18 protein-coding genes are annotated in these 20,140 nt (G+C 69.8%); 14 read left to right on the forward strand and 4 right to left on the reverse strand.

Annotated features, from left to right (window positions below; genetic code table 11):
* From ACH34W_RS40015 to ACH34W_RS40040, 6 genes are read left to right on the forward strand one after another with little or no spacing between them, the layout of a single operon-like run.
* Positions 1 to 1,083, forward strand: coding sequence for a GNAT family N-acetyltransferase (locus ACH34W_RS40015; protein WP_395966407.1), 1,083 nt, complete (start codon positions 1 to 3; stop codon positions 1,081 to 1,083).
* Positions 1,080 to 2,180, forward strand: coding sequence for a glycosyltransferase family 2 protein (locus ACH34W_RS40020; RefSeq protein WP_395966408.1), 1,101 nt, complete (start codon positions 1,080 to 1,082; stop codon positions 2,178 to 2,180). Before ACH34W_RS40015 ends, ACH34W_RS40020 begins: the two co-directional genes overlap by 4 nt.
* Positions 2,180 to 3,001, forward strand: coding sequence for a polysaccharide deacetylase family protein (locus ACH34W_RS40025; RefSeq protein WP_395966409.1), 822 nt, complete (start codon positions 2,180 to 2,182; stop codon positions 2,999 to 3,001). Before ACH34W_RS40020 ends, ACH34W_RS40025 begins: the two co-directional genes overlap by 1 nt.
* On the forward strand, positions 2,994 to 4,352 hold the full coding sequence (locus tag ACH34W_RS40030) for a lipopolysaccharide biosynthesis protein (protein WP_395966410.1): 1,359 nt from the start codon (positions 2,994 to 2,996) through the stop codon (positions 4,350 to 4,352). Before ACH34W_RS40025 ends, ACH34W_RS40030 begins: the two co-directional genes overlap by 8 nt.
* Positions 4,353 to 4,359: 7 nt before the next feature.
* Entirely contained in the window at positions 4,360 to 6,558 is a 2,199-nt protein-coding gene (locus ACH34W_RS40035; RefSeq protein WP_395966411.1) for a hypothetical protein, read from the forward strand.
* Positions 6,555 to 6,926, forward strand: a complete 372-nt coding sequence (locus tag ACH34W_RS40040) for a hypothetical protein (protein ID WP_395966412.1) — start codon at positions 6,555 to 6,557, stop codon at positions 6,924 to 6,926. Before ACH34W_RS40035 ends, ACH34W_RS40040 begins: the two co-directional genes overlap by 4 nt.
* A 9-nt stretch (positions 6,927 to 6,935) precedes the next feature.
* Here the strand turns inward: ACH34W_RS40040 and ACH34W_RS40045 are convergent, their stop codons facing one another.
* Positions 6,936 to 7,694 (reverse strand): GntR family transcriptional regulator, encoded by a 759-nt coding sequence (locus ACH34W_RS40045; protein WP_395966413.1) that lies wholly within the window; start codon positions 7,692 to 7,694, stop codon positions 6,936 to 6,938.
* 148 nt (positions 7,695 to 7,842) lie between these two features.
* Between ACH34W_RS40045 and ACH34W_RS40050 the strand changes: the two genes are divergently transcribed.
* From ACH34W_RS40050 to ACH34W_RS40065, 4 genes are all read left to right on the forward strand, one after another.
* The gene (locus tag ACH34W_RS40050; protein WP_395966414.1) at positions 7,843 to 8,061 is read left to right on the forward strand and encodes a hypothetical protein; all 219 of its coding nucleotides are present in this window, start codon (positions 7,843 to 7,845) and stop codon (positions 8,059 to 8,061) included.
* Between the two features lie 498 nt (positions 8,062 to 8,559).
* Positions 8,560 to 9,987, forward strand: coding sequence for a xylan 1,4-beta-xylosidase (locus ACH34W_RS40055; RefSeq protein ID WP_395966415.1), 1,428 nt, complete (start codon positions 8,560 to 8,562; stop codon positions 9,985 to 9,987).
* Positions 9,984 to 11,264, forward strand: coding sequence for a cytochrome P450 (locus tag ACH34W_RS40060; protein WP_395966416.1), 1,281 nt, complete (start codon positions 9,984 to 9,986; stop codon positions 11,262 to 11,264). The genes ACH34W_RS40055 and ACH34W_RS40060 overlap by 4 nt, the downstream gene beginning before the upstream one ends.
* Positions 11,265 to 11,296: 32 nt before the next feature.
* Entirely contained in the window at positions 11,297 to 12,460 is a 1,164-nt protein-coding gene (locus ACH34W_RS40065; protein WP_395966417.1) for a GNAT family N-acetyltransferase, read from the forward strand.
* On the opposite strand, the gene ACH34W_RS40070 is transcribed toward ACH34W_RS40065, so the two are convergent.
* Entirely contained in the window at positions 12,457 to 13,623 is a 1,167-nt protein-coding gene (locus tag ACH34W_RS40070) for a hypothetical protein (RefSeq protein WP_395966418.1), read from the reverse strand. The two genes, ACH34W_RS40065 and ACH34W_RS40070, sit on opposite strands and share 4 nt — an antisense overlap.
* Positions 13,620 to 14,102: a SigE family RNA polymerase sigma factor gene (locus ACH34W_RS40075; protein WP_395966419.1), complete on the reverse strand. Its 483-nt coding sequence runs from the start codon at positions 14,100 to 14,102 to the stop codon at positions 13,620 to 13,622. Before ACH34W_RS40075 ends, ACH34W_RS40070 begins: the two co-directional genes overlap by 4 nt.
* Positions 14,103 to 14,268: 166 nt before the next feature.
* On the opposite strand from ACH34W_RS40075, the gene glgB reads away from it, so the two are divergent.
* On the forward strand, positions 14,269 to 16,794 hold the full coding sequence (gene glgB / locus ACH34W_RS40080; protein WP_395966420.1) for a 1,4-alpha-glucan branching protein GlgB: 2,526 nt from the start codon (positions 14,269 to 14,271) through the stop codon (positions 16,792 to 16,794).
* Positions 16,791 to 17,171, forward strand: coding sequence for an ACT domain-containing protein (locus tag ACH34W_RS40085; RefSeq protein WP_395966421.1), 381 nt, complete (start codon positions 16,791 to 16,793; stop codon positions 17,169 to 17,171). Before glgB ends, ACH34W_RS40085 begins: the two co-directional genes overlap by 4 nt.
* Here ACH34W_RS40085 and ACH34W_RS40090 read toward each other — a convergent pair.
* A complete protein-coding gene (locus ACH34W_RS40090; RefSeq protein ID WP_395966422.1) occupies positions 17,152 to 18,027 on the reverse strand; it encodes an NUDIX domain-containing protein in 876 nt (291 codons plus the stop codon). The two genes, ACH34W_RS40085 and ACH34W_RS40090, sit on opposite strands and share 20 nt — an antisense overlap.
* An 86-nt stretch (positions 18,028 to 18,113) precedes the next feature.
* Between ACH34W_RS40090 and ACH34W_RS40095 the strand changes: the two genes are divergently transcribed.
* Both ACH34W_RS40095 and ACH34W_RS40100 read left to right on the forward strand, forming a co-directional pair.
* Complete coding sequence (locus tag ACH34W_RS40095; protein WP_395966423.1) at positions 18,114 to 19,616, forward strand: serine/threonine protein kinase; 1,503 nt, start codon at positions 18,114 to 18,116, stop codon at positions 19,614 to 19,616.
* Positions 19,617 to 19,663: 47 nt separating this feature from the next.
* A complete protein-coding gene (locus ACH34W_RS40100; RefSeq protein ID WP_395966424.1) occupies positions 19,664 to 20,134 on the forward strand; it encodes a PaaI family thioesterase in 471 nt (156 codons plus the stop codon).
* The last annotated feature ends 6 nt before the right edge of the window (positions 20,135 to 20,140 follow it).

The following is a 20,140-nucleotide window of genomic DNA, read 5'->3' on the forward strand; positions in this document are numbered from 1 at the left end:
GTGAAGATCTCCATAGTCCGCCCGCGCGACCTCGGCGAGGCCGAAGTCAAGCGATGGCGCGACCTCCAGCTGACCGACCCTGACCTGTCGAGCCCGTTCCTCGCACCTGAGTTCACCATCGGCGTCGACCGGTTCCGCGACGACGCGCGCGGCAGAGTCCGGGTCGCGGTCGTGGAGGACGACGCCGGGATCGTCGCGTTCTTCCCGTACGAACGCGGCCCATTGGGCATCGGCCACCCGGTCGGGTTCGGCCTGACCGACCTGCAGGGCATCATCGCCGCGCCCGGCCTGCGGCTGAACGCGCGCGCCCTGCTGCGGGCCTGCGGCCTCGGCGTCTGGGACTTCGACCACCTGCTGGCCCGCCAGCAGGCGTTCGCGCCGTTCCACACCGTCCGGCGGGTGGAGCCGGTGATGGACCTGAGCGGCGGCTTCGACGCGTTCATCGACAAGGCCCGGCAGGCCGCGCCCAAGACCCACAAGACCATCCGGTACAAGGAGCGCAAGCTCAGCCGTGACGTGGGCGAGGTGCGCTACGTCTTTTCCTCGGACGATCCCGCCGACCTGCGCCGGCTGATGGCGTGGAAGTCCGACCAGTACACCCGTACGGGCCGCACCGACCGGTTCGCGAGGCCGTGGATCGTCAGGCTCGTCCAGCACTTCCACGAGACCGGGTTCGGCGTGCTCAGCGTGCTGTACGCGGGCGACGAGCCGGTCTCGTCCCACTTCGGGCTGCGCAACGGGCATGTGATGGCGGGCTGGTTCCCGGCGTACGACACCCGGTTCGGCAAATACTCCCCAGGCATGATCGGCCACATTCACCTGGCTCAGGGGTGCGCCGAGAACGGCATCACCGAGATCGCGATGGGCCGCGGCGGCAAGGAGTTCAAGGAGGGCTTCACGAGCCGCGAGATCCCGATCGCCGAGGGCCGGGTCGCCCGGCTCACCCCCGGCGCCGGGCTGCACTGGGTCCGCACGACCCCGCTCAACAAGGCGCGCGGCGCCGTTCTCGACAACCCCGCGCTCTACAAGCGCGCCGACCGGGTGCTCAAGACCTACGCGCGGCTGAGGGGGCGGACCCAGTGAACGACCAAGCGAGCAACCGGGTGAGCAGTGACCAGATGAACAGCGACCAGATCAACAAGGTCGCGTTCTCCGTGGTGATCTGCGCCTACACCGAGAAGCGCTGGGACGACGTGCACGCGGCGGTGGCCTCGGTCCGCGCCCAGCGGCACGCACCCAAAGAGATCATCGTGGTCGTCGATCACAACCCGGCGCTGTACGCCCGGCTCCAGCGGTCACTCACCGGCGTCACGGTGGTGGAGAACCGCGAGGGCCGCGGCCTGTCCGGCGGCAAGAACACCGGCGTCGCGGTCGCCAGCGGTGACGTGGTGGCCTTTCTCGACGACGACGCGGTCGCCGCGCCCGGCTGGCTGGAGGCGTTCGCGCGCCACTACGACGACCCGGCGGTGGCCGGGGTCGGCGGGCTGACCCTGCCGATGTGGCCGGGCTCCACCCCGTCCAGCGAGCTCATCTCGGCTCCCGTGCCCGAGACGACCGGGACGCGGCCGGGCTGGTTCCCCGAGGAGTTCGACTGGACCGTCGGATGCACCTACCGCGGCATGCTCCCCGGCCTGATCCGCAACCTCATGGGCGGCAACGCCTCGTTCCGCCGGGAGATGTTCCCGGTCGCGGGCGGCTTCAGCACCGGGATCGGCCGCAGCTTCCACAAGCGGCCGCTTGGCTGCGAGGAGACCGAGTTCTGCATCCGGTTGCGGCAGCGCAGCCCGAAGTCGGAGCTGGTCTACGACGACCAGGCGGTGATCTGGCACCGCGTGCCGACCGAGCGTGCCCGCTTCTCCTACTTCCGCGAGCGCTGCTACGCCGAGGGCCTGTCCAAGGCCCTGGTCACGCAGAGCGTCGGCAGCCAGGACGGCCTCGCCAGCGAACGTGCCCACGCGCTCAAGACCCTGCCGCGCGGCGCGGTGAAGGGCCTCGGCGACGCCTTCCGCGGCGAGCCGGCCGGGATCGGCCGCGCGGCCGCCATCACGGTCGGGCTCGCGTGGACCGCATGGGGGTACGGGGTGGGGCTCGGCGCCGCACGCCTCCAGGCTCGCCGCGACCGGCGGGCCGTGACACGAGGACGGACCCGAGGGCGACCGGGCGGCGAAGGGGTCGCCTGATGAGCGATCAAGGCGCGGCGAGCGGCGTACCCGTTCTGATGTACCACTCGATCAACGAGCGGCCGTCGCGCGATACGGCGGGGCTCGCGGTGCTGCCCGGCGCGTTCGCCGACCAGATGGCGCTGCTGGAGGACCGCGGCTTCACGCCCGTGCCGTTCTCGGCGGTGGCGGCGCCGCCGGAGGGCGGGCTGCCGGACAAGCCGGTGGCCATCACGTTCGACGACGGGTACGCCGACTTCCACGAGCACGCGCTGCCCGTCCTCGACGACCACGGCTTCACCGCGACGGTCTTCGTCACGACCGGCTGGCTGGCCGACGCCGGGGACGAGGCGGCCGGGCGCCCGCTCGACCGCATGTTGTCGTGGGAACAGGTCCGCGAGGCCGCCGCGCACGGCATCGAGATCGGCGGGCACAGCCACAGCCATCCCCAGCTCGACCAGCTCGGCGACGCCGAGCTGCGTTCGGAGCTGACCCGCAACCGGGGACTGCTCGAAGATCGGCTCGGCCGGGCGGTGACCACGATGGCCTATCCGTACGGATACTCCAGCGTGCGGGTCCGGCGTGCCGTCCGGGCGGCGGGGTATGACGCTGCGTGTTCGGTCGAGAACAAGCTCGGCCGTGTCCCTCAGGGTAGCGATACGGACACGCTGGCGATCCCCCGTCTCACCGTCCGCATGTCCACCTCGCTCGACACGTTCGAACGGGTCGCGGACGGAAGGGGCATCCCCCTGATCTACCTCAAGGACCGCGTCCTGACACGGGGATACGCCGTGGTGCGCCGGACGCGGTACGCGGTACGGCGGGTGACACGCCGTGTCTGATCCCAGCCTCCTCGCACCGCAACCGCCGGGAGAGCCCGGCTGGCTGCGCCGTGAGCTGTCCAATCCGCTGTTCCGCAACGCCTACGCCCTGGTCGCCAACGGCGGGCTCACCGGGCTCCTGGGGCTGGCCTACTGGGCGCTGGGCGCCAAGTTCTACGCCCCCGACGACGTCGGCCGGAACTGGGCCGTCATCCAGGCGATCATGTTCGTCGGCAGCGTGACGATGCTCAACTTCCTGCTGATCCGGTTCATCCCGCAGACCGCGCGGAACACCCGCGCGCTGGTGCTCGTCTGCTACGGCACCGGGACGGCCGCCGCGGCCCTGCTCGCGCTCGGCTTCATCGCGACGCTGGACATCTGGGGCCCCTCCTTCCAGCATCTGGCCAACTGGAAGGCGGCCGCGTGGTTCCTCGCGATGGCCGTCGCCTGGAACCTGTGGAACCAGCAGGAGGGCGTCTTCACCGGCCTGCGGCATGCCGGCTGGGTGCCCGTCGTCAATGTCATCTTCGGCGCGGCCAAACTGATCATGCTGGTGGCCCTGGCGGCGGCGTTCCCCGACGACGGCGTGACGCTGTCCTGGTTCGTGCCGGTCATGATCGCGCTGATCCCGGTCAGTTTCCTGATCTTCGGCCGCATGATCCCCGCGCACAGCCGGGAGAACTTCGGCCGCGGTCCGCGCCCCACGTACGGCGAGATCGGCCGGTACGTCGGCGGCGCGTACGTGGGCGGCGCGTTCCAGTACGCCTCCATCAGCCTCATCCCGGTCGTGGTCGCCGCGCACATCAGCGAGACGGCCAACGCCTACTTCCAGATGGCCTGGGCGCTCGGCATGATGCTCGACCTGCTGGCGCTCACCCTGTCGCTGTCGCTGACGGTCGAAGGTTCGTTCGAGCGCGACAAGCTCGTCGAGTCGACCAGGGCGGCCCTGCGGCGCACGCTGATGCTGATGACGCCGATCGTGGTCATCGTGATCGTCGCGGCGCCGTTCGCGCTGGAGTTCTTCGGCCACGAGTACAGCGAGAAGGGCGCGCCGCTGTTGCAGATCCTTGCCCTCGCGGTGTTGCCCAAGGCACTGATCGAGCTCTACATCGGCGTGCTGCGCGTGGAGAACCGCACCCGCCTGATCGCGCTCCTGCAGGCGGTCCGATTCGCGGGGGTGCTGGCACTGATCCTGATGCTCTTCGATTCCGAGCATCTGGCCACCATCGGCCTGATCATCGTCGGTGTGAACGTCGTGGTGGCCGCGGCGATTTTGCCTGGATTGCTGAAGGCGGCCAAGGCAAAGCCTTCCCACGGCCATGAAGGGCGGGATATCTCTGAAGGAGGTGGGGGCCGTAGCCATGGGGGGTGAAGCGCGTGTGACGGTTCGCCAGGCCTCGCAGAGCGGTGGGGATGCTCCTCACCAGAAGCAGGCCGTTCAGCCGCCGGCGCCGCAGACTCCGCGGCCGGTGCTGATCGCCTTGGGCGGGATGTTGACGCTCGGGCTCATGTTGTTCTGGTTGCCGCTGCGCGGCGTCGACCTCGAAGCCATGGACGGGTACGGGCTCATCGGCGTGATGCCGATCGCGAGCCTGCTCGGGGCGGCGCTGCTCGTGCTCACGTTCATGGCGACACTGGCGCTGGCCCGGCCGCACCGGTTGTTGCTGGCCGGCCAGATCCTTTTGCTGATCCTCACCCTGCACGGCGTGACGCTGGCGCTGGAGCCCATCGCGCGCTTCCCCACCGCGTGGCAGACCGCCGGCTTCATCGAGTACGTCACACGCAACCACACGGTCAGCTGGGATCTGGACGCCCGCTTCTCGACCCCCGGGTTCTTCGCGTTCATCGCGTTCGTCATGAAGGCGGTCGGCCAGAACGACATCGAGCCGCTGCTGCGCTGGGCGCCCACCGTCACCAACCTGCTCTATCTGATCCCCTACATCCTGATCCTCCGGGTGCTGCGCGCGACCTGGCGGGCCAAGTGGTTCGCGGCGTGGTTGTTCATCGCCGCCAACTGGGTCGGCCAGGACTACCTGTCACCCCAGGCGTTCGCCTACCTGCTCTATCTCTTCTTCGTGGCGATCCTGGTCAACTGGTTCCGGCACCACGACGAGAGGACGACAGGCTCGGGACGCCGCCGGAGTGGTGACACGCGCGAACGGAAGGGTGGGTTCTGGCGGGTCTACAACTGGCTGTTCGGAGCCAAGGACCCCGGTGAGCTGCCCGCCAAGCCGGTGGGCGTGCGCGAGCAGTCGATCCTCCTCGTCCTGCTGTTCATCCTGATCCTGGTGGGCACCGCCGCACACCAGCTCACCCCGTTCCTGATGACGGCGTCCTGCGCCGGGTTGGTGCTCGTGCGCCGCTGCAACCTGCGCGGCCTGCCGTTCATCGCCGGGGTGGTGTACGCGGCGTGGATCAGCTTCATGACCGTGGGCTACTGGTCCGGCAGAAAGGGCGAGCTCTTCGGCGGCCTGGGCAAGGTGTTCACCAACGTCCAGCAGAGCACGGGCGGCCGGCTGGGCACCGTCTCGGGCGCCACCCAGGACATCCAGATGCTCCGCATCGTCATCGCCATCACCGTCGTGGGCCTCGCCGTGGCCGGCCTCCTGCGTCGGCGGTCCCGCGGCATCGACGACCGCGTGGCGCTCGTCCTCCTGCTGGTCCCGTTCTCCTCGTTCGGCCTGCAGAACTACGGCGGCGAGCTGGCGCTCCGCATCTACTTCTTCATGCTGCCGGCCGCCTGCCTGCTGATCGCCTATCTCTTCTTCCCGGCGCCCTTCGACGCCCCGCGGGTGCGGGATCCCAAGGTCAAGATCTGGCTGGGCCACTTGCGTACGGGCTCCCGGCGGCACTGGCCTGCAGTCGCGGCCGCCTCCGTCTTCGCCGTGCTCCTCACCGGCGGCTTCCTGTCGGTCCGCTACGGCAACGAGAAGTACGAGCAGGTGCGCAGGAGCGACGTGAAGGCGTTCGACGTCATCCTGCGCTCGACCGACGGCGCGGTGGGGGTCGTGTGGCTGAGCGCCGAAAACCCCGAGCTCGTCGGCGGCGAGCCCGTCATGCCCTGGTCGTACCGGAGCTGGGAGCGGTTCACCCGCACGCCCGTGATCGCCAACCGCAACAACCCGGCCGACACCTCGCAGATCATCCAGCGCCTCAGGGCGCAAGGGCCCGGCGGCTTCTTCGTCACCACCCGCAGCCATGAGGACTACCAGGTCCTGTCCGGCGGCCTGGCCCCCGACTACGCGATCAAGATGCGCCGCGCGATGGCCGCCTCGCCCGAGATCACGACGGTCTTCGCCGACAACGACGCCGCCGTCTACCGCCTTAAGAACCCGCCTGCCGAGCCGCGGCCCACGGTGCCCGTGCCCGCGGGGCTCGGCATGCGCAACTCGCCCTGGACACCGGCGGGCCTCATCTACCTGCCCGTCCTGCTCGGCGTCCTCCTGACGCGCGAGCTCCGCCGCCTGCGGCTGCCTCCGAACGAGCTGCGGCGCCTCCGCCCGCTCACCGTCCTCGCGATCCCCCTGCTGATCAGCGTGGTCGCGGTCATCATCGAGAGGTTCGTGATCATCTCATGACGATCGTGCTGGCACTGCTGCTCTTCTCCGTCCCGGGCGCGGCGTTCTGGTCCCTCATGCGCGGCTTCGACCCGCTCGGCCGGCTGGTCGTCTCCATCGCGGCGAGCATCGTCACGGTCGCGGGAGCCGCCCAGATCCTCCTCATGGCGGGTTTCTGGTCGCCCGGCTCGGGTCTGGTCGCCGTCCTCCTCCTGAGCGGCCTGGTGGCCGGTCTGGCCCGCCTGCACCGCCCCCGGCGCCTCGCCCATCTGCACATCCCCCGGCCGCCGGCGCGGCCGGCGGCCGCGCCGGGTGCCAATGTCACCCGGCAAGACATCCCCGTCCGCCGCCGGGCCCAGGACGAGGAGGACTGGCTCTACCGGGACTGACCACACCCGTCAGAGATCGATCGAGTAGTCGAGCACGACGCGGTCGGCGGGGATGACGATCTCCCGGCAGACCTCCAGGACGCGGGCACGGGAGATCATCCGGCGGGTGATGGCGAGCACGGGGACGCCGGACGAGATGTGCAGGGTGTCGGCTTCCTCGGGGGTCGGCATGCGGGATCGGACGGCCTCCTCGACGCGGGTCGGCGGATGCCCCAGGTATTCGAGCTGGGCGAGGGTGCCGCCGGGCCAGGGCTCGCGTTCGGGATCGGCGACGGGGGTGTCGCCGACGATGTCCCAAGGCAGGTAGTTGACCGAGATCTGCTGGGGCTCGCCGCGGGCGAAGAAGACGAACCGGCGGCGGAGGAGTTCGACGCCGGTGGGGAGCTCGAAAAGGGACGCCAGCTCGGCGTCGGCGTTCGCACGGGTGTAGCTGCGGTCGAGGCGGTAATCGCTCCAGCCGATCCGCTGGTCGTGGGTGAAGGTCGTGGCGGGCACCGCGAGCGGCCGGGAGACCGCGCGGTACCGGTCCATCGCCACCCTGCGCGCGGGCGGCGAGACCTTGACTATGGTGCCGCCGCCGCGGCGGGTCTCGATGAGCCCCTCCCCGCGCAGGAGCGCGATCGCCTGCCTGACCACGATCTCTGAGACACCGTGGCTCGCACACAGTTCTGTCATGGTCGGCAACCGTGAGCCCTGCGGGTAGGTACCGGCCCGGATCTGGTCGCGCAGCGTGTCGGCGATCCGGAGATAGGCCGGACGGTCGGACACAGGCGCCACCTCCCCTCGTCGCGCCGCCGGGACCGCATCTCCCCGCTATCCCGAGGGGGACGGTCCGCTTACGGATAGCTTGACACCACTTATAACCGAGTAAGACTTGTGTATACGAAACATCCAGCTCGGGGAAAGGACGACCTTGATGGGCGACTTCGACGAGTTGAAGGCGGCCATCGAGTCGGACCATCCCGGGTGGCTGGTCTGGCGCAGTGACGCCGGTCGCTGGTACGCCACCCGCAGCGGAGACCTCACGGACGCCCAACTCCAGGCGGGATACGCGATGACGGTCGCGGCCGACGACTCCGAGGGGCTGCGCGAGCTCCTTGTCGAACAGACGCGCAAGGACCACAAGGGGAACTGATGCGGGGAGCGGGAGGTCGGGCGGCCCGGTCCGCTAACGGGGGCGGACCGGGCCGGGGCCGTTTCCGGTACGGAAGGGACCTGTGTCGCTGAGGTGACACAGGAGTGGAGGCCTGGTCGGTGGGGTTGATGTCACCGATCTGGCGAGCAGGACGTGACCGCACGGACGGCACTTGGCGCGGCCCCCGACACAGTGTCGTGCCGCCCGTGCGGTCGCTGACCGCGGCACGGGCTCCCGGCCGTCACATTTCCTTTTAAGGGCACAAGCCCGGGGAAGCGCGCGGTCCGAAACCCCCTATGTGGCGCTTGTCCCCTTCCGGCCACTCTCTGTGAGAGATCTTTATGCTTCGGCGGTTGTTCGCACCGAACTCCAGAGGTAAAGCAGATATCACGGAAACTTCGACATGCACGTGAACTCTCAACCTCTTTCTGGCGTTCTAACAGTTGTGCCGGATTGCTACCTGGCGCACCCCAGGCCGCCCCTTTCCAGGAGGGCCCTTTGGATGTCCACCCGCAGGCGAGACTGAGCCGCGCCTCAGATCGTCCGGCGCTGCTCCGCAATCGCCACGGCCGCCACGGCAGCAACGGCGGCCGGCGACGCCTGATCCTCATCGCACTCGCCGCCGCGCTGGCCGGTCTGCTGATCTCGACGATCTTTCTCGTGGTGACCGGATGGCGACCAGGCGGAGACGAGCCCGGAGTGAGCGCGCCCGCCGCACCGGCGACCAGGGTCGGCGCCGGGGCCTCCAGAGGATGGCCCTCCTGGGGGTTCACCCACACGCAGAACACGGTGGACTACCAGCAGGGCCCGCAGCAGGCGCTCACCGACCTGACGGCGCAGCCAATGGCGCAGGTCACGCCCATCATGGGTTGGGGGGTCGACAATCCGCTGCCGCGTCCAGGCGAGTTCAACTGGGCCTCGCTCGACCGGCGCATGGCGACCATCCGGCAGACGAAGGGCACTCCGGTCATCACGCTCTGCTGCGCCCCCGACTGGATGAAGGGCGGCCCGGCGGGCAAGACCGACTGGAGCCGGCTCGAACTGGCCGTGGAGAGCAAGCGTTTCGACGACTTCGCCAAGCTTTCAGCGGCGGTCGCCAAGCGTTATCCGGACGTGCGCTACTACGCGGTCTGGAACGAGTTCAAGGGATTTTGGAACCCGTCCCGCAATCGGTGGGACTACGAGGGTTACACCAAGCTCTACAACAAGGTCTATGCCGCTCTAAAAAAGGTTAATAGAGATATCAAGGTGGGCGGCCCGTACATGGTCCTTAACAGCAACGCCCCCGGCCACCAAACCGGTCCCTCAGAGCTGACCGGCTCCTGGGGGAGCATGGATCAGCGCGATCTCAATGCGATCAAATACTGGATGAAGCACAAGAAGGGCGCCGACTTCCTCGTGGTCGACGGGCACAGCATGCCCGTCCAGAAGGAGATCCGCCTGAACGAGTTCCAGGTGCTGTCGAAGTTCTCCGAGGTGACCAGGTGGTTGCGCGCCCTCGGCAAGGGCCTCCCCGTCTGGTGGTCCGAGTGGTACGTCGAGCCGGTGCCCTCCGACTGGACCGAAGAGCGCCGCGGCGCGGTGCACACCGTGGCCATGATGGAGTTCGTCCGCGGAGGCGCGGCCAGCGCCTACTACTGGAACCCGCAGACACCGACCACCGCCACGTGCGCCGGCTGCCTGTGGACGGGCACCGCGCAGGGCGGCGCTGCGACCCCGACCCTCGGGATGTTGCAGAACTTCACCCGCTGGTTCCCGCCGGGCACCGCGCTCACCGACGTCAAGTCGTCCAACCCCGCGGTACGGGTCCTGGCGCAGCAGCGGCAGATCGTCGCGGTCAACACCACCGCCCAGCCCGCGCAGACCCAGCTTGAGGGCAACCCGCTCGCCCTCGGCCCGTACGAGGTGAAGTGGATCAGCAGATGACCGTCCAGCCCCCTTCGACCGCCAAGGCGCGCGAACTCGGCATCGACCTGGTGGACATCGCGTTCTGGGACCGGCCGCACGAGGCGCGGCTGGCCGACTTCGCCCGGCTCCGGGCACTCGGGGCGCCGGTCTACTTCGCCGAGCCGCGGGTCCCGTTCGTCCGGGCCGGCAAGGGCTTCTACGCCCTGGTCAGGCATGCCGACGTCGTCGAAGCCAGCCGGAACGCCAAGATCTTCTCCAGTGAGCCGGCGGCCACCTCGCCCGAGCCGCCGCCCTGGCTGGCCAAGCTGTTCGGCACACCGATGATCAACATGGACGACCCGGCGCACGCCCGGCTGAGGCGGATCGTCTTCCGCGCGTTCACCCCCAAGACGCTGGCCAAGATCGAGGACGAGGTCCAGGCGATTGCGACCCGCATCGTCGACCGGGTGGTCGAGGAGGGCCCGCGGGACTTCGTCGGCCAGGTCTCCGCGCCGTTCCAGCTCGCCGTCATCTGCGCGATGATGGGCATCCCCGAGAAGACCCGGCCCTATGTGCTGTCGCGCGTCGACGCCATGACCGAGTATTCCGGCGTCCGCGGCTCGCTGGCCAGCCCCCGCACGCTCCGGCTGCTCTACGGCAATCTCAAGGCCATCGTCGACCTCCACCGGCTGGTCGCCAGGCTCGGCCGGATCCGGCGTGAGCATCCCGCCGACGATCTGGTGTCGGCGCTGGTCAACGCCAATCCCGACGGCGAACGGCTGTCGATCCGCGAGCTCGGCTCGTTCTTCGACCTGCTGCTGGTGGCGGGCAACGAGACGACCCGCAACACGCTCACGCACGGCCTGAAGCTCTTCACTGACCATCCGGACCAGCGCGACCTGCTGCTGTCCGACTACGACGCGCGCATCGGCGCCGCGATCGAAGAACTCGTCCGGTACGTGTCACCGATCATGCAGTTCCGGCGGACGGTGACCACGGACCACGAGCTCGGTGGTCACCGGTTCCGGGCCGGTGACAAGGTCGTGCTGTTCTATCCGGCCGCCAACCGCGACCCGGCCGTGTTCAAAGACCCCGATGTCTTCGACATCACCCGCGAGCCCACCAAGCACGTCGCGTTCGGCGGCCCGGGCCCGCATCTGTGCCTGGGCGCGAACCTCGCCCGCATGGAGCTCAAGATCATGTTCCGGGAGCTGTTCACGCGGCTGCCCGGCCTGCGCGCCTCCGGAGAGCCCGACTACCTGCTGTCGAACTTCGACAACGGCATCACGCGCCTGCCCTTCACCTTTTCCCGATAACGGTTCTCTTCGCGCCACTAACAGGAGATCCAATGCACGTATCCGTCATCCGCCCGCGGGAGCTCGGCGACACCGAGCTCACCGCCTGGCGCAAGATGCAGATGGACCTGCCTCACCTGGCCAATCCCTTCCTGTCGGCGGGCTATTCGACCGCGGTCGACCACGTCGTCGACGGCGCCCGCGTGGCCGTGCTCAGCGAAGGCTCCGACATCGTCGGCTTCTTCCCGTTCGAAAAGCACGGCCGCTCCACCGCGGGCGCGATCGGCGGCTGGCTGTCGCTCGGCCAGGGCCTGGTGCACGTTCCGGGCCTGGACCTGGACGCGCGGCGGCTGCTGCAGGACTGCGGCCTCGCCGCATGGGAGTTCGGCACCGTCGTCGGTGACCAGCCGTGGTTCGCCCCGTACGTCACCAAGCGGCTCGACTCGGCCGTGATGGACCTCAGCGGCGGCTTCGACGGCTTCACCGATGATCTGAAGGCGAAGGGTTCCAAGGTCGTCAAGCAGACGCGGTACAAGGAGCGCAAGCTCGGCCGTGACGTCGGCGAGGTCTCGTTCGCCTTCGACGTGCGCGACGAGGCGTCGCTGGCGCTCGTCCGCTCGTGGAAGTCCGACCAGTACCGCGCGATGGGCCGCGCCGACCGTTTCGCCAAGCCGTGGGTCACCGAGCTCGTCGAACGCCTGCACAACACCCATGACGAGCATTTCGCCGGATCACTCTCCATGTTGTACGCCGACGGACGTCCCGTCGCGGGGCACTTCGGGCTGCGCAGCGATCACACGCTCGTCACGTGGTTCCCGGTGTACGACCCGGAGTTCGCCAAGTACTCCCCGGGTCTGATCCTCCACCTGCACATGGCCGAGGAGGCCGCCGCCCGCGGTGTCCAGCAGATCGACATGGGCCCCTCCATCGGCTGGCGCTACAAGCAGGAGCTGCAGACCCGTTCGCACGAGGTCTCCGAGGGCGTCGTCCGCCGCCCGTCGGCCGCCGGCGCGGTCCACTGGCTCCGCCACGAGCCGGTCGCCCGCGCCCGCGACATGATCCTCAACAACAAGACGTTGTACGGGCTGGCCGACCGCGCCATGCGGCGCTATGGCGAACTGCGATCGCGGAAACGACGCGGCATGCTCGGTGTCGCCGCCCTGCCGGCCGGTGGCTCGTTCTCCGAGACCGCCGCCACGTTCTCCTTCCTCGGCTAGCCCCCGGCCAGGCACGCGTCCGTGCCTGACGTGATCGTGATCGTGCCGCCACTCGCGTACGCGAACGTGCCCTCGTCGCCGGCGACCGGCAACTTCCCGGCGTTCGCAGGCATCGCGTAAGAGGCCAGCCTGCGGCCGGTCGCCCCGTCGTAACAGGTCAGCCTGCCCTGATCCGGCGACCGGAGCCACAGCCTGCCGCCGACGCCGGTCAGCAGGCTGGACGGCGTGAGTCGAAGAGCCCCGAGGTCTCCCCCAGGCCGCTGCCGCATCGTGGCGACGTCCATCTGGTGGATCCGCAGATGCGTGAGCTCATCGGTCAGATACCAGGCCATGCCTCCCGCCCCCGGGGTCAGGCTGTAGACGCCGCCCTGTACCCGGTGCTGGGCACGCGGGCCGCCGGTCTTCAGGTCGAGGGTCACGATCACCGGCCCGTTCGGCTCCTGGCACGAAAGCAGTGCCGTTCCGGCCTTGAGGTCGACGTCAGCGATCTCGGCGTGGTTTCCGCAGTTCCACGGAGGGCGGAGGGTACCCAGGACCTGGCCGGTGCGGGGGTCGCGCCGGGTGAACGTCCACCGCCCCGAGCGTTCGGCGCCTCGCGACCAGAGGGTCCCCGCAACGGCCGTGGTCCTGGCCATTGCACCGGGGACGGGGATGGTCCCCCCTTCGGGTTGAAGGGTCCGGGCGTCGACCCGGTTGAGGAAGCTGAAGGTGTCCTTTCGCGCTCTCTCCCCCGTCATCTGGCGCTCGCTGAACCACAGGTTCCCCTCCACCATGACCAAGTCCAGTGCGGCTACCGACACTTTCGGCGAGGTCGCCACGACGCGGCGGGTGGACCGGTCGATGCGATAGATGTGGGACTTGCCCAGTACGTAGAGCGAGTCGCGGGTGAGGACCAGTTCCCTCGCAACGCCCCCAGGCACCGGCAGCGTGATGGATGTCACTGGGCGCGGCGGGCGCGGCTCCCTCTCCGTGGCCCTGGCCATTGTGAAGGCGAGGACGACCGCGGTAGCGGCGGCCAGTGTGCCCAGCACGGCTCCGGCCGCCCTGCGCCGGCGGACTCGGCGGGCGCCTGCTTCGGCACCGTCCAGCAGGGCCAGGTCGGCGGGGAGGGCCCAGCGCTCGTCCTCAAGGGCCGCGCGTAGCCTCTCGTCGAAGTCAGTCACCGTGTCACCTCAGTCACGTTCGGGTGGACGCGCAGTTTGGCCAGCGCCTTGCTGGCCTGGCTCTTGACCGTGCCCGGTGAACATCCGAGCGCCTCCGCGATCTGAACCTCCGACATGTCCTCGTAGTAGCGCAGCACCAGCACGGCTCGCTGCCGCGGCGGCAACGTCGCCAGCGCCGCCCGCATCGCCCAGCGTTCCTCCGGCTCGGCCGGCCGCGGCGGCGGAGGCTCCGGCGGCGACGCGGTGAGGTGCTCCCGCCAGGAGCGGCGCTGGTCGTTGATCACCAGCCGGAGGATCGTCCGGCGCACGTAGCCCTCGGGGTCGTCCTTGCGGTGCACGCGCGACCAGGCGAGCAACGTTCTGGTAAGGGCGGTCTGGACGACGTCCTCAGCCCGGTGTGGATCACCGGTCAGCAGATGCGCGTACCGCAGCAGGGCAGGCAGCCGCGCACCCGCCCAGTCCCGGAATTCCGCGTCCACTCAGCACCTCGATCAACTCAGTTCATCGCTCTGTCCTCTAAGGACACATGAGGAGGAACGGAGGTTGCCTCCCGAAACCAGACCGGTCAGGGAGGTGAGAGACGTCGATCTCGGGGCAGTCCTACCCTCGAAAGTCCGATCCCTGCGGTGAGGAGGCCATGAATCCATGGCACGGGTGACGCGCGCTGAGATCGACCGGCTCGTCGGCGGAGACCACCACGACCCCCACGGCATCCTGGGTGCTCATCCGGGGCGTGACGGCGTGACGGTCCGGGCGCTGCGCCCGATGGCGGAGAGCGTTGAGGTGATCTTGCCGGACGGCGACCGGCATGCGATGCGCCACTTCCATGAGGGTGTGTTCATCGTCACACTCCCACCGGAGGCGTCGCTGGCCGGATCCGGACGGGACGATCCGCCGCTCGCCGTCCCCGACTACCGGCTCGCGGTCCGGTACGCGAGCGGGCCCGAGGTCGTCCAGGACGACCCGTACCGCCACGCGCCCACCCTCGGCGAGCTGGACCTTCACCTGATCAGCGAGGGGCGGCACGAGGAGCTGTGGCGGGCGCTGGGCGCGCGCGTCCGTACGTACGCCTCCGCGTTCGGGGCCGTGACGGGCACCGGGTTCTCGGTCTGGGCCCCCACGGCGCGGGGCATCCGGGTGGTGGGCGACTTCAACCACTGGGACGGGCGGGCCCATCCGATGCGGTCGCTGGGGTCGACCGGGGTCTGGGAGCTCTTCGTGCCCGACGTCGCCGACGGCACCGTCTACAAGTACGAGGTCCTCGGCGCGGACGGGGTGTGGCGGGCCAAGGCCGACCCGATGGCGCAGGCCACCGAGACGCCTCCGGCCACCGGGTCGCGCGTCTTCACCTCGTCGTACGAGTGGGGCGACGGCGACTGGATGGACCGGCGCAAGGAGCGGTCCTGGGTCGCCGAGCCGACGAGCGCGTACGAGGTGCATCTCGGCTCATGGCGTCCCGGTCTCGGCTACCGGGAGCTCGCCGACGAGCTCACCGAATACGTACGCGACATGGGCTTCACACACATTGAGTTCCTGCCCGTCGCCGAGCACCCGTACGGCCCGTCCTGGGGTTACCAGGTCACCTCCTACTACGCGCCCACCTCGCGCTTCGGCGATCCGGACGACTTCCGGCACCTGGTCGACCGGCTGCACCAGGCGGGCATCGGCGTCATCGTCGACTGGGTGCCCGCGCACTTCCCCAAGGACGAGTGGGCGCTGGCGCGCTTCGACGGGACGGCGTTGTACGAGCACGCCGACCCGGGCCGCGGCGAGCACCCTGACTGGGGGACTCTGGTCTTCAACTTCGGCCGTGCCGAGGTGCGCAACTTCCTGGTGGCCAACGCCTGCTACTGGCTGGAGGAGTTCCACATCGACGGGCTGCGGGTGGACGCCGTGGCCTCGATGCTCTACCTCGACTACTCGCGCGAGGAGGGCCAGTGGACACCCAACATCTACGGCGGCCGCGAGAACCTGGAGGCCATCTCGTTCCTCCAGGAGATGAACGCGACGGCCTACAAGCGCAACCCGGGGATCATGACGATCGCCGAGGAGTCGACCGCCTGGCCCGGCGTCACCCGGCCCACCCACCTCGGCGGCCTCGGCTTCGGGTTCAAGTGGAACATGGGCTGGATGCACGACACCCTGGAGTACCTGCGGCACGAGCCGGTCTTCCGGCACTACCACCACGGCGAGATCACCTTCTCGATGGTGTACGCGTTCTCCGAGAACTACGTGCTCCCGCTGTCCCATGACGAGGTCGTCCATCTGAAGGGTTCGCTGCTGGGCAAGATGCCCGGCGACAGCTGGCAGAAGTTCGCCGGGCTGCGGGTGCTGCTGGCCTACATGTGGTCGCATCCCGGCAAGCAGCTGCTCTTCATGGGCGGCGAGTTCGGCCAGGGTGCCGAGTGGGCCGAGGAGCGCCCGCTCGACTGGTGGCTGCTGGACAACGCCGCCGAGGGCGCCGCCCATATCGGCGTGCAGCGGCTCGTCCGCGACCTCAACCGCAACTACCGGGCCCATCCCGCGTTCTGGACCAGGGACAACGAGCCGGAGGGCTTCCACTGGATCGACGCCAACGACGCCGCCGGCAACGTGCTGTCGTTCCTGCGCCAGGGGACGGCGGCCGGAGCTGAACGCGCACCGGTCGTGGCTTGCGTGATCAACTTCTCCGGCAGCCCCCACGAGAACTACCGGCTGGGCCTGCCGCAGGCCGGTCCGTGGCGCGAGGTGCTCAACACCGACGCCTTCGACTACGGAGGCAGCGGCGTGGGCAACATGGGCCGGGTCGAGGCCGTCGAGGAACCCTGGCACGCCCAGCCTGCCTCGGCCGTCCTCCGCATTCCCCCGATGGGTGCCGTCTGGCTCGTCCCGGACGAGCCCCTCGAGGACATCATCGACGTCGCCCCGGCCGAGATCGAGGCGGCCGTCGAAAACGATGTCCAGCCCGGGCCGTCCGGCGTACGGTCCGGCGCCCCCGTCGAGCCTGCCGGAGCCCCTGCCGACTCTCCGGAGGACGAAAAACCGGCGAGCGTCCCGGCAGGGGGCACGGCGGGCGGGCCGGTCGACATGCCGGCCGGTGCCACCGCAGGCGATCTGGCGGGTGGCGCGGCGGAGGCCTCGAAGACCGGCGACGAGGCAGACGACGAGGCTCCGCCTAGACTGCCGGAGTGACCTCTCCCACCGCCCAGAAACTAGCCGTCGTGCCCTCCCAGTTCCTGGTGGAGCACGTGCCGAACGCGACGTTCCCCGAGGACGACGAGTGGATCGCCCTGGTGCGGGCGCCCGAGGGCCTGACGGTGATCCGGGAGGCGCCGCCGTACGTGGACGCCGAACGCTGGGTCGGCCTCTACGGCGGCGCGACCGCGCACGGCCTGGACGTGCCCGGGATGCTGGCCGCGATCGTGGGGCCGCTGGGCGCCGCGGGGATCTCGGTCTTCGTGGCCTCCACCTACCATGCCGACCTCGTGCTGGTGCCCGAACACCGGCTCGCGGCGGCGACCGCCGCCCTCAAGGAAGCCGGCCACGAGGTCAGTTCCGCGACGGCTTGATCCGGTCGAGCAGCCAGCTGGGACCGGTGACGGCCGCGCCCTGCTCGGCGACGCGGGATCGCAGCTCCCGGTCGGCGGTCACCACCAGGTAGGCGGTGTCCGGCGCGGGATCGCGCACCAGCTCGACGATCTGGTCGTCGCCGCTGCGCGGCGCGGCCACGACCCGGACGCCCTCGACGCTCTCGACACCCCTGGCGGCGCCCTCGACCACCAGGACCACCTCGGGGAAGACGCGGTCGAGCGGCAGGAGATCGGCCAGGCCGCCGGGCAGTCCCGAGACGCCCTCGTTCAGCACCACCAGCTCGTCGCGCAGCCGGCTGTTGGCGCCGGCCCGGTCCTTCCACCATCCGTCGGCCCGTGAGCCCACGACGTTCGCGGCGTCCACGACCAGCACGAGCCGGCTCATGGCGTACCGCAGCCGGGGCCAGGAGCGGGCGAACGGCTCGAACAGACGCTTGCCGGTGACCTCCTCCACCGGCACCCAGGCAGCCTTGCGGGTCTCCATCGAGGCGGGCCTGACGGCCACCATGCGCGGGACGGAACCGACCACGGACACGAAGTCCCAGCCACCGTGATCTTCGGTGCTGACGCCATGCACCCGTACTACCCGGGTGTCGAGGGTGCACTCCTCGGACGTCTCGCGCAGCGCGGCGGTCACCGCGTCCTCATGGCTGTGCCGGGCGCCGCCGAACATGCCCCACGTACCGCCGCCCAGACCCCACCACGCCCGCTGCTGGAGCAGCACCCGGACCACGCCGTCGCTGCCGCGGTGGAACGGCAGCAGCCCCGCCGCCCCGTACCGTCCCCAGTGCGTATGCCCCAGCTCGCAGCGGCCCCAGCCGTCGCCGTCTCCCATACAGCGACGATATCCGGCGGCCGATCCCAGTACGGTGGACTTGCTACTCGGGGGGTGGCCCGCTTGGCATGCCCTGGAGGAATTCGATGGCGGTTCTGCCCCTCGAACCCGACGATCCTCGCGAGACCGGCCGCTACCGCCTGACGGGACGGCTCGGTGAGGGCGGCCAGGGCGTGGTCTACCTCGGCGAAGGCCCGTCGGGTGAACGTGTCGCGGTGAAGATGCTCAAGACCACCGACGCGGCTGCGCGGGCCCGGTTCGCACGGGAGATGGAAGCGGCCCGGCGGGTCGCGCCGTTCTGCACGGCCGCGGTGCTGGATTCCTCGGCCGACGGGGCGCATCCGTACGCGGTGAGCGAGTACGTCAACGGGCCCTCGCTCCAGCAGCGGGTCGCGCAGAGCGGGCCGCTGCTCCACGGCGACCTGCAGCGGTTGGCGGTCAACACCGCCAGCGCGCTCGCCGCCATCCACGGCGCCGGGATCGTCCACCGCGACCTGAAGCCCGCCAACGTGCTGCTGGGCCCGGACGGGCCGCGCGTCGTGGACTTCGGCATCGCCCGCGCCATCGACGCCGAGACGCACACCCAGCTCGTCGGCACGCCCGCGTACTTCGCGCCCGAATGGCTGGCCGGGCACGCACCGACGCCCGCCTCCGACGTCTTCGCGTGGGCGGGCACGATGGTCTTCGCCGCGACGGGACGCCCGCCGTTCGGGAAGACCACCAGCATCCCCGCGGTGATGCACCGCATCGCGAACGGCGAGCCCGACCTGACAGGGGTTCCGCAGGCTCTGTCCGGCCTGCTGGCGGAGTGTTTCCGCAAGGATCCAGCCGCGCGCCCGTCGGCACGCGACCTGATGGTCCGCCTGGTCGACCCAGCAGGGCATTCCGTTCCGCAGCAACAGGCAGTTCCGCCGCAGCAGGCAGCTCCACCGCAACAAGCAGCGCCGACGCCGATGCCCGTGCCCAGCGGCTACTCCCCCGGCATGCCGACGTCACCCGCCGGGCAGGGCCCGCGCCGATCGCGGCGAGCCGGGCTCGCGGCTGCGGCGGCAGGGACGGTCATCGTCGTGCTCGTCGGCGTCATCGCGTTTCTCCTTCTCGGCAACGGCGACGACGGCCGTCCCGGCGCCGGAAGCACGACATCCGCGAGCGGGACACCGAAGAGCGAGTCCCCTGACAGCGAGTCCCCGCCTGCGTCGACATCCGGGAGCCCTGCGCAGACAGGCGGGCAGACAGGCGGCGAGACCGTTCCGGCTGCGTTCGCGGGGACGTGGAAGGGCACCATCACCCAGTCCGGCGGGATCACTCTCGACGAGAATGTCAGCACGGACGTCACGGTGCGGCTGACGGCGGGCAAGAGCGAGGGCACCGCGGACTACACGGCCTGGGGTTGCCACGACACCCTGAAGGTCACCAAGGCGTCCGCGAGCAAGCTGGAGATCATGGAGACGCCCAAGAACAGCCAGGGCACGACCGGCTTCTGCATCGGCGGTCCCCTGACGCTCACGCTCGAATCCGGGTCGCTCAAGTACAGCTCCGGCGGCGGCATGACCGGCACGAGCACCGGGACGCTCACCAAGTCCGGCTAACCCTTACTCTTGCGTACGAGAGGTAACTGATCATCTGGAGCGATCTGGTGAGCATCGAGGAAGCCGGCGCCGATCTGTGGAACTCCCTGTCCGGGGCGGAGCTGATCCAGGCCATGGGCGAGGGCCGGTTCCCTGAGCTGAGCGATGTCAGCGCGCACATCGGCCAGCGCGTCGTCGCCGCCGAGCCCGGCCGCGTCGAGCTCGCCTGGACGCCCGGGGAGCACCTCTGCAACCCGGCGGGCAGCGTGCACGGCGGCTATATCGCGATGATCCTCGACAACGCCGTCTGCTTCGCCGGCGCGAGCACCGGCACGCACTTCGTCCCGCAGCTCACGCTCAACCTCACCATCGACTACCTGCGCGGCGTCCAGGCAGGCGAGACCTACACCGTCGTCAGCACCTGCCTGAAGCCGGGCCGGACACGCATGGTCTCGACCGCGCTGATCAGCGATCCCCAGGGGCGTCCGATGGCGCAGGCGAGCGGCAGCACCGTGCCCAACCAGGCCTTCGCGCGCTGACCGCAT

Origin of the sequence: Actinomadura sp. 6N118 (assembly GCF_044326415.1) — a bacterium.
Taxonomy (GTDB): domain Bacteria; phylum Actinomycetota; class Actinomycetes; order Streptosporangiales; family Streptosporangiaceae; genus Spirillospora.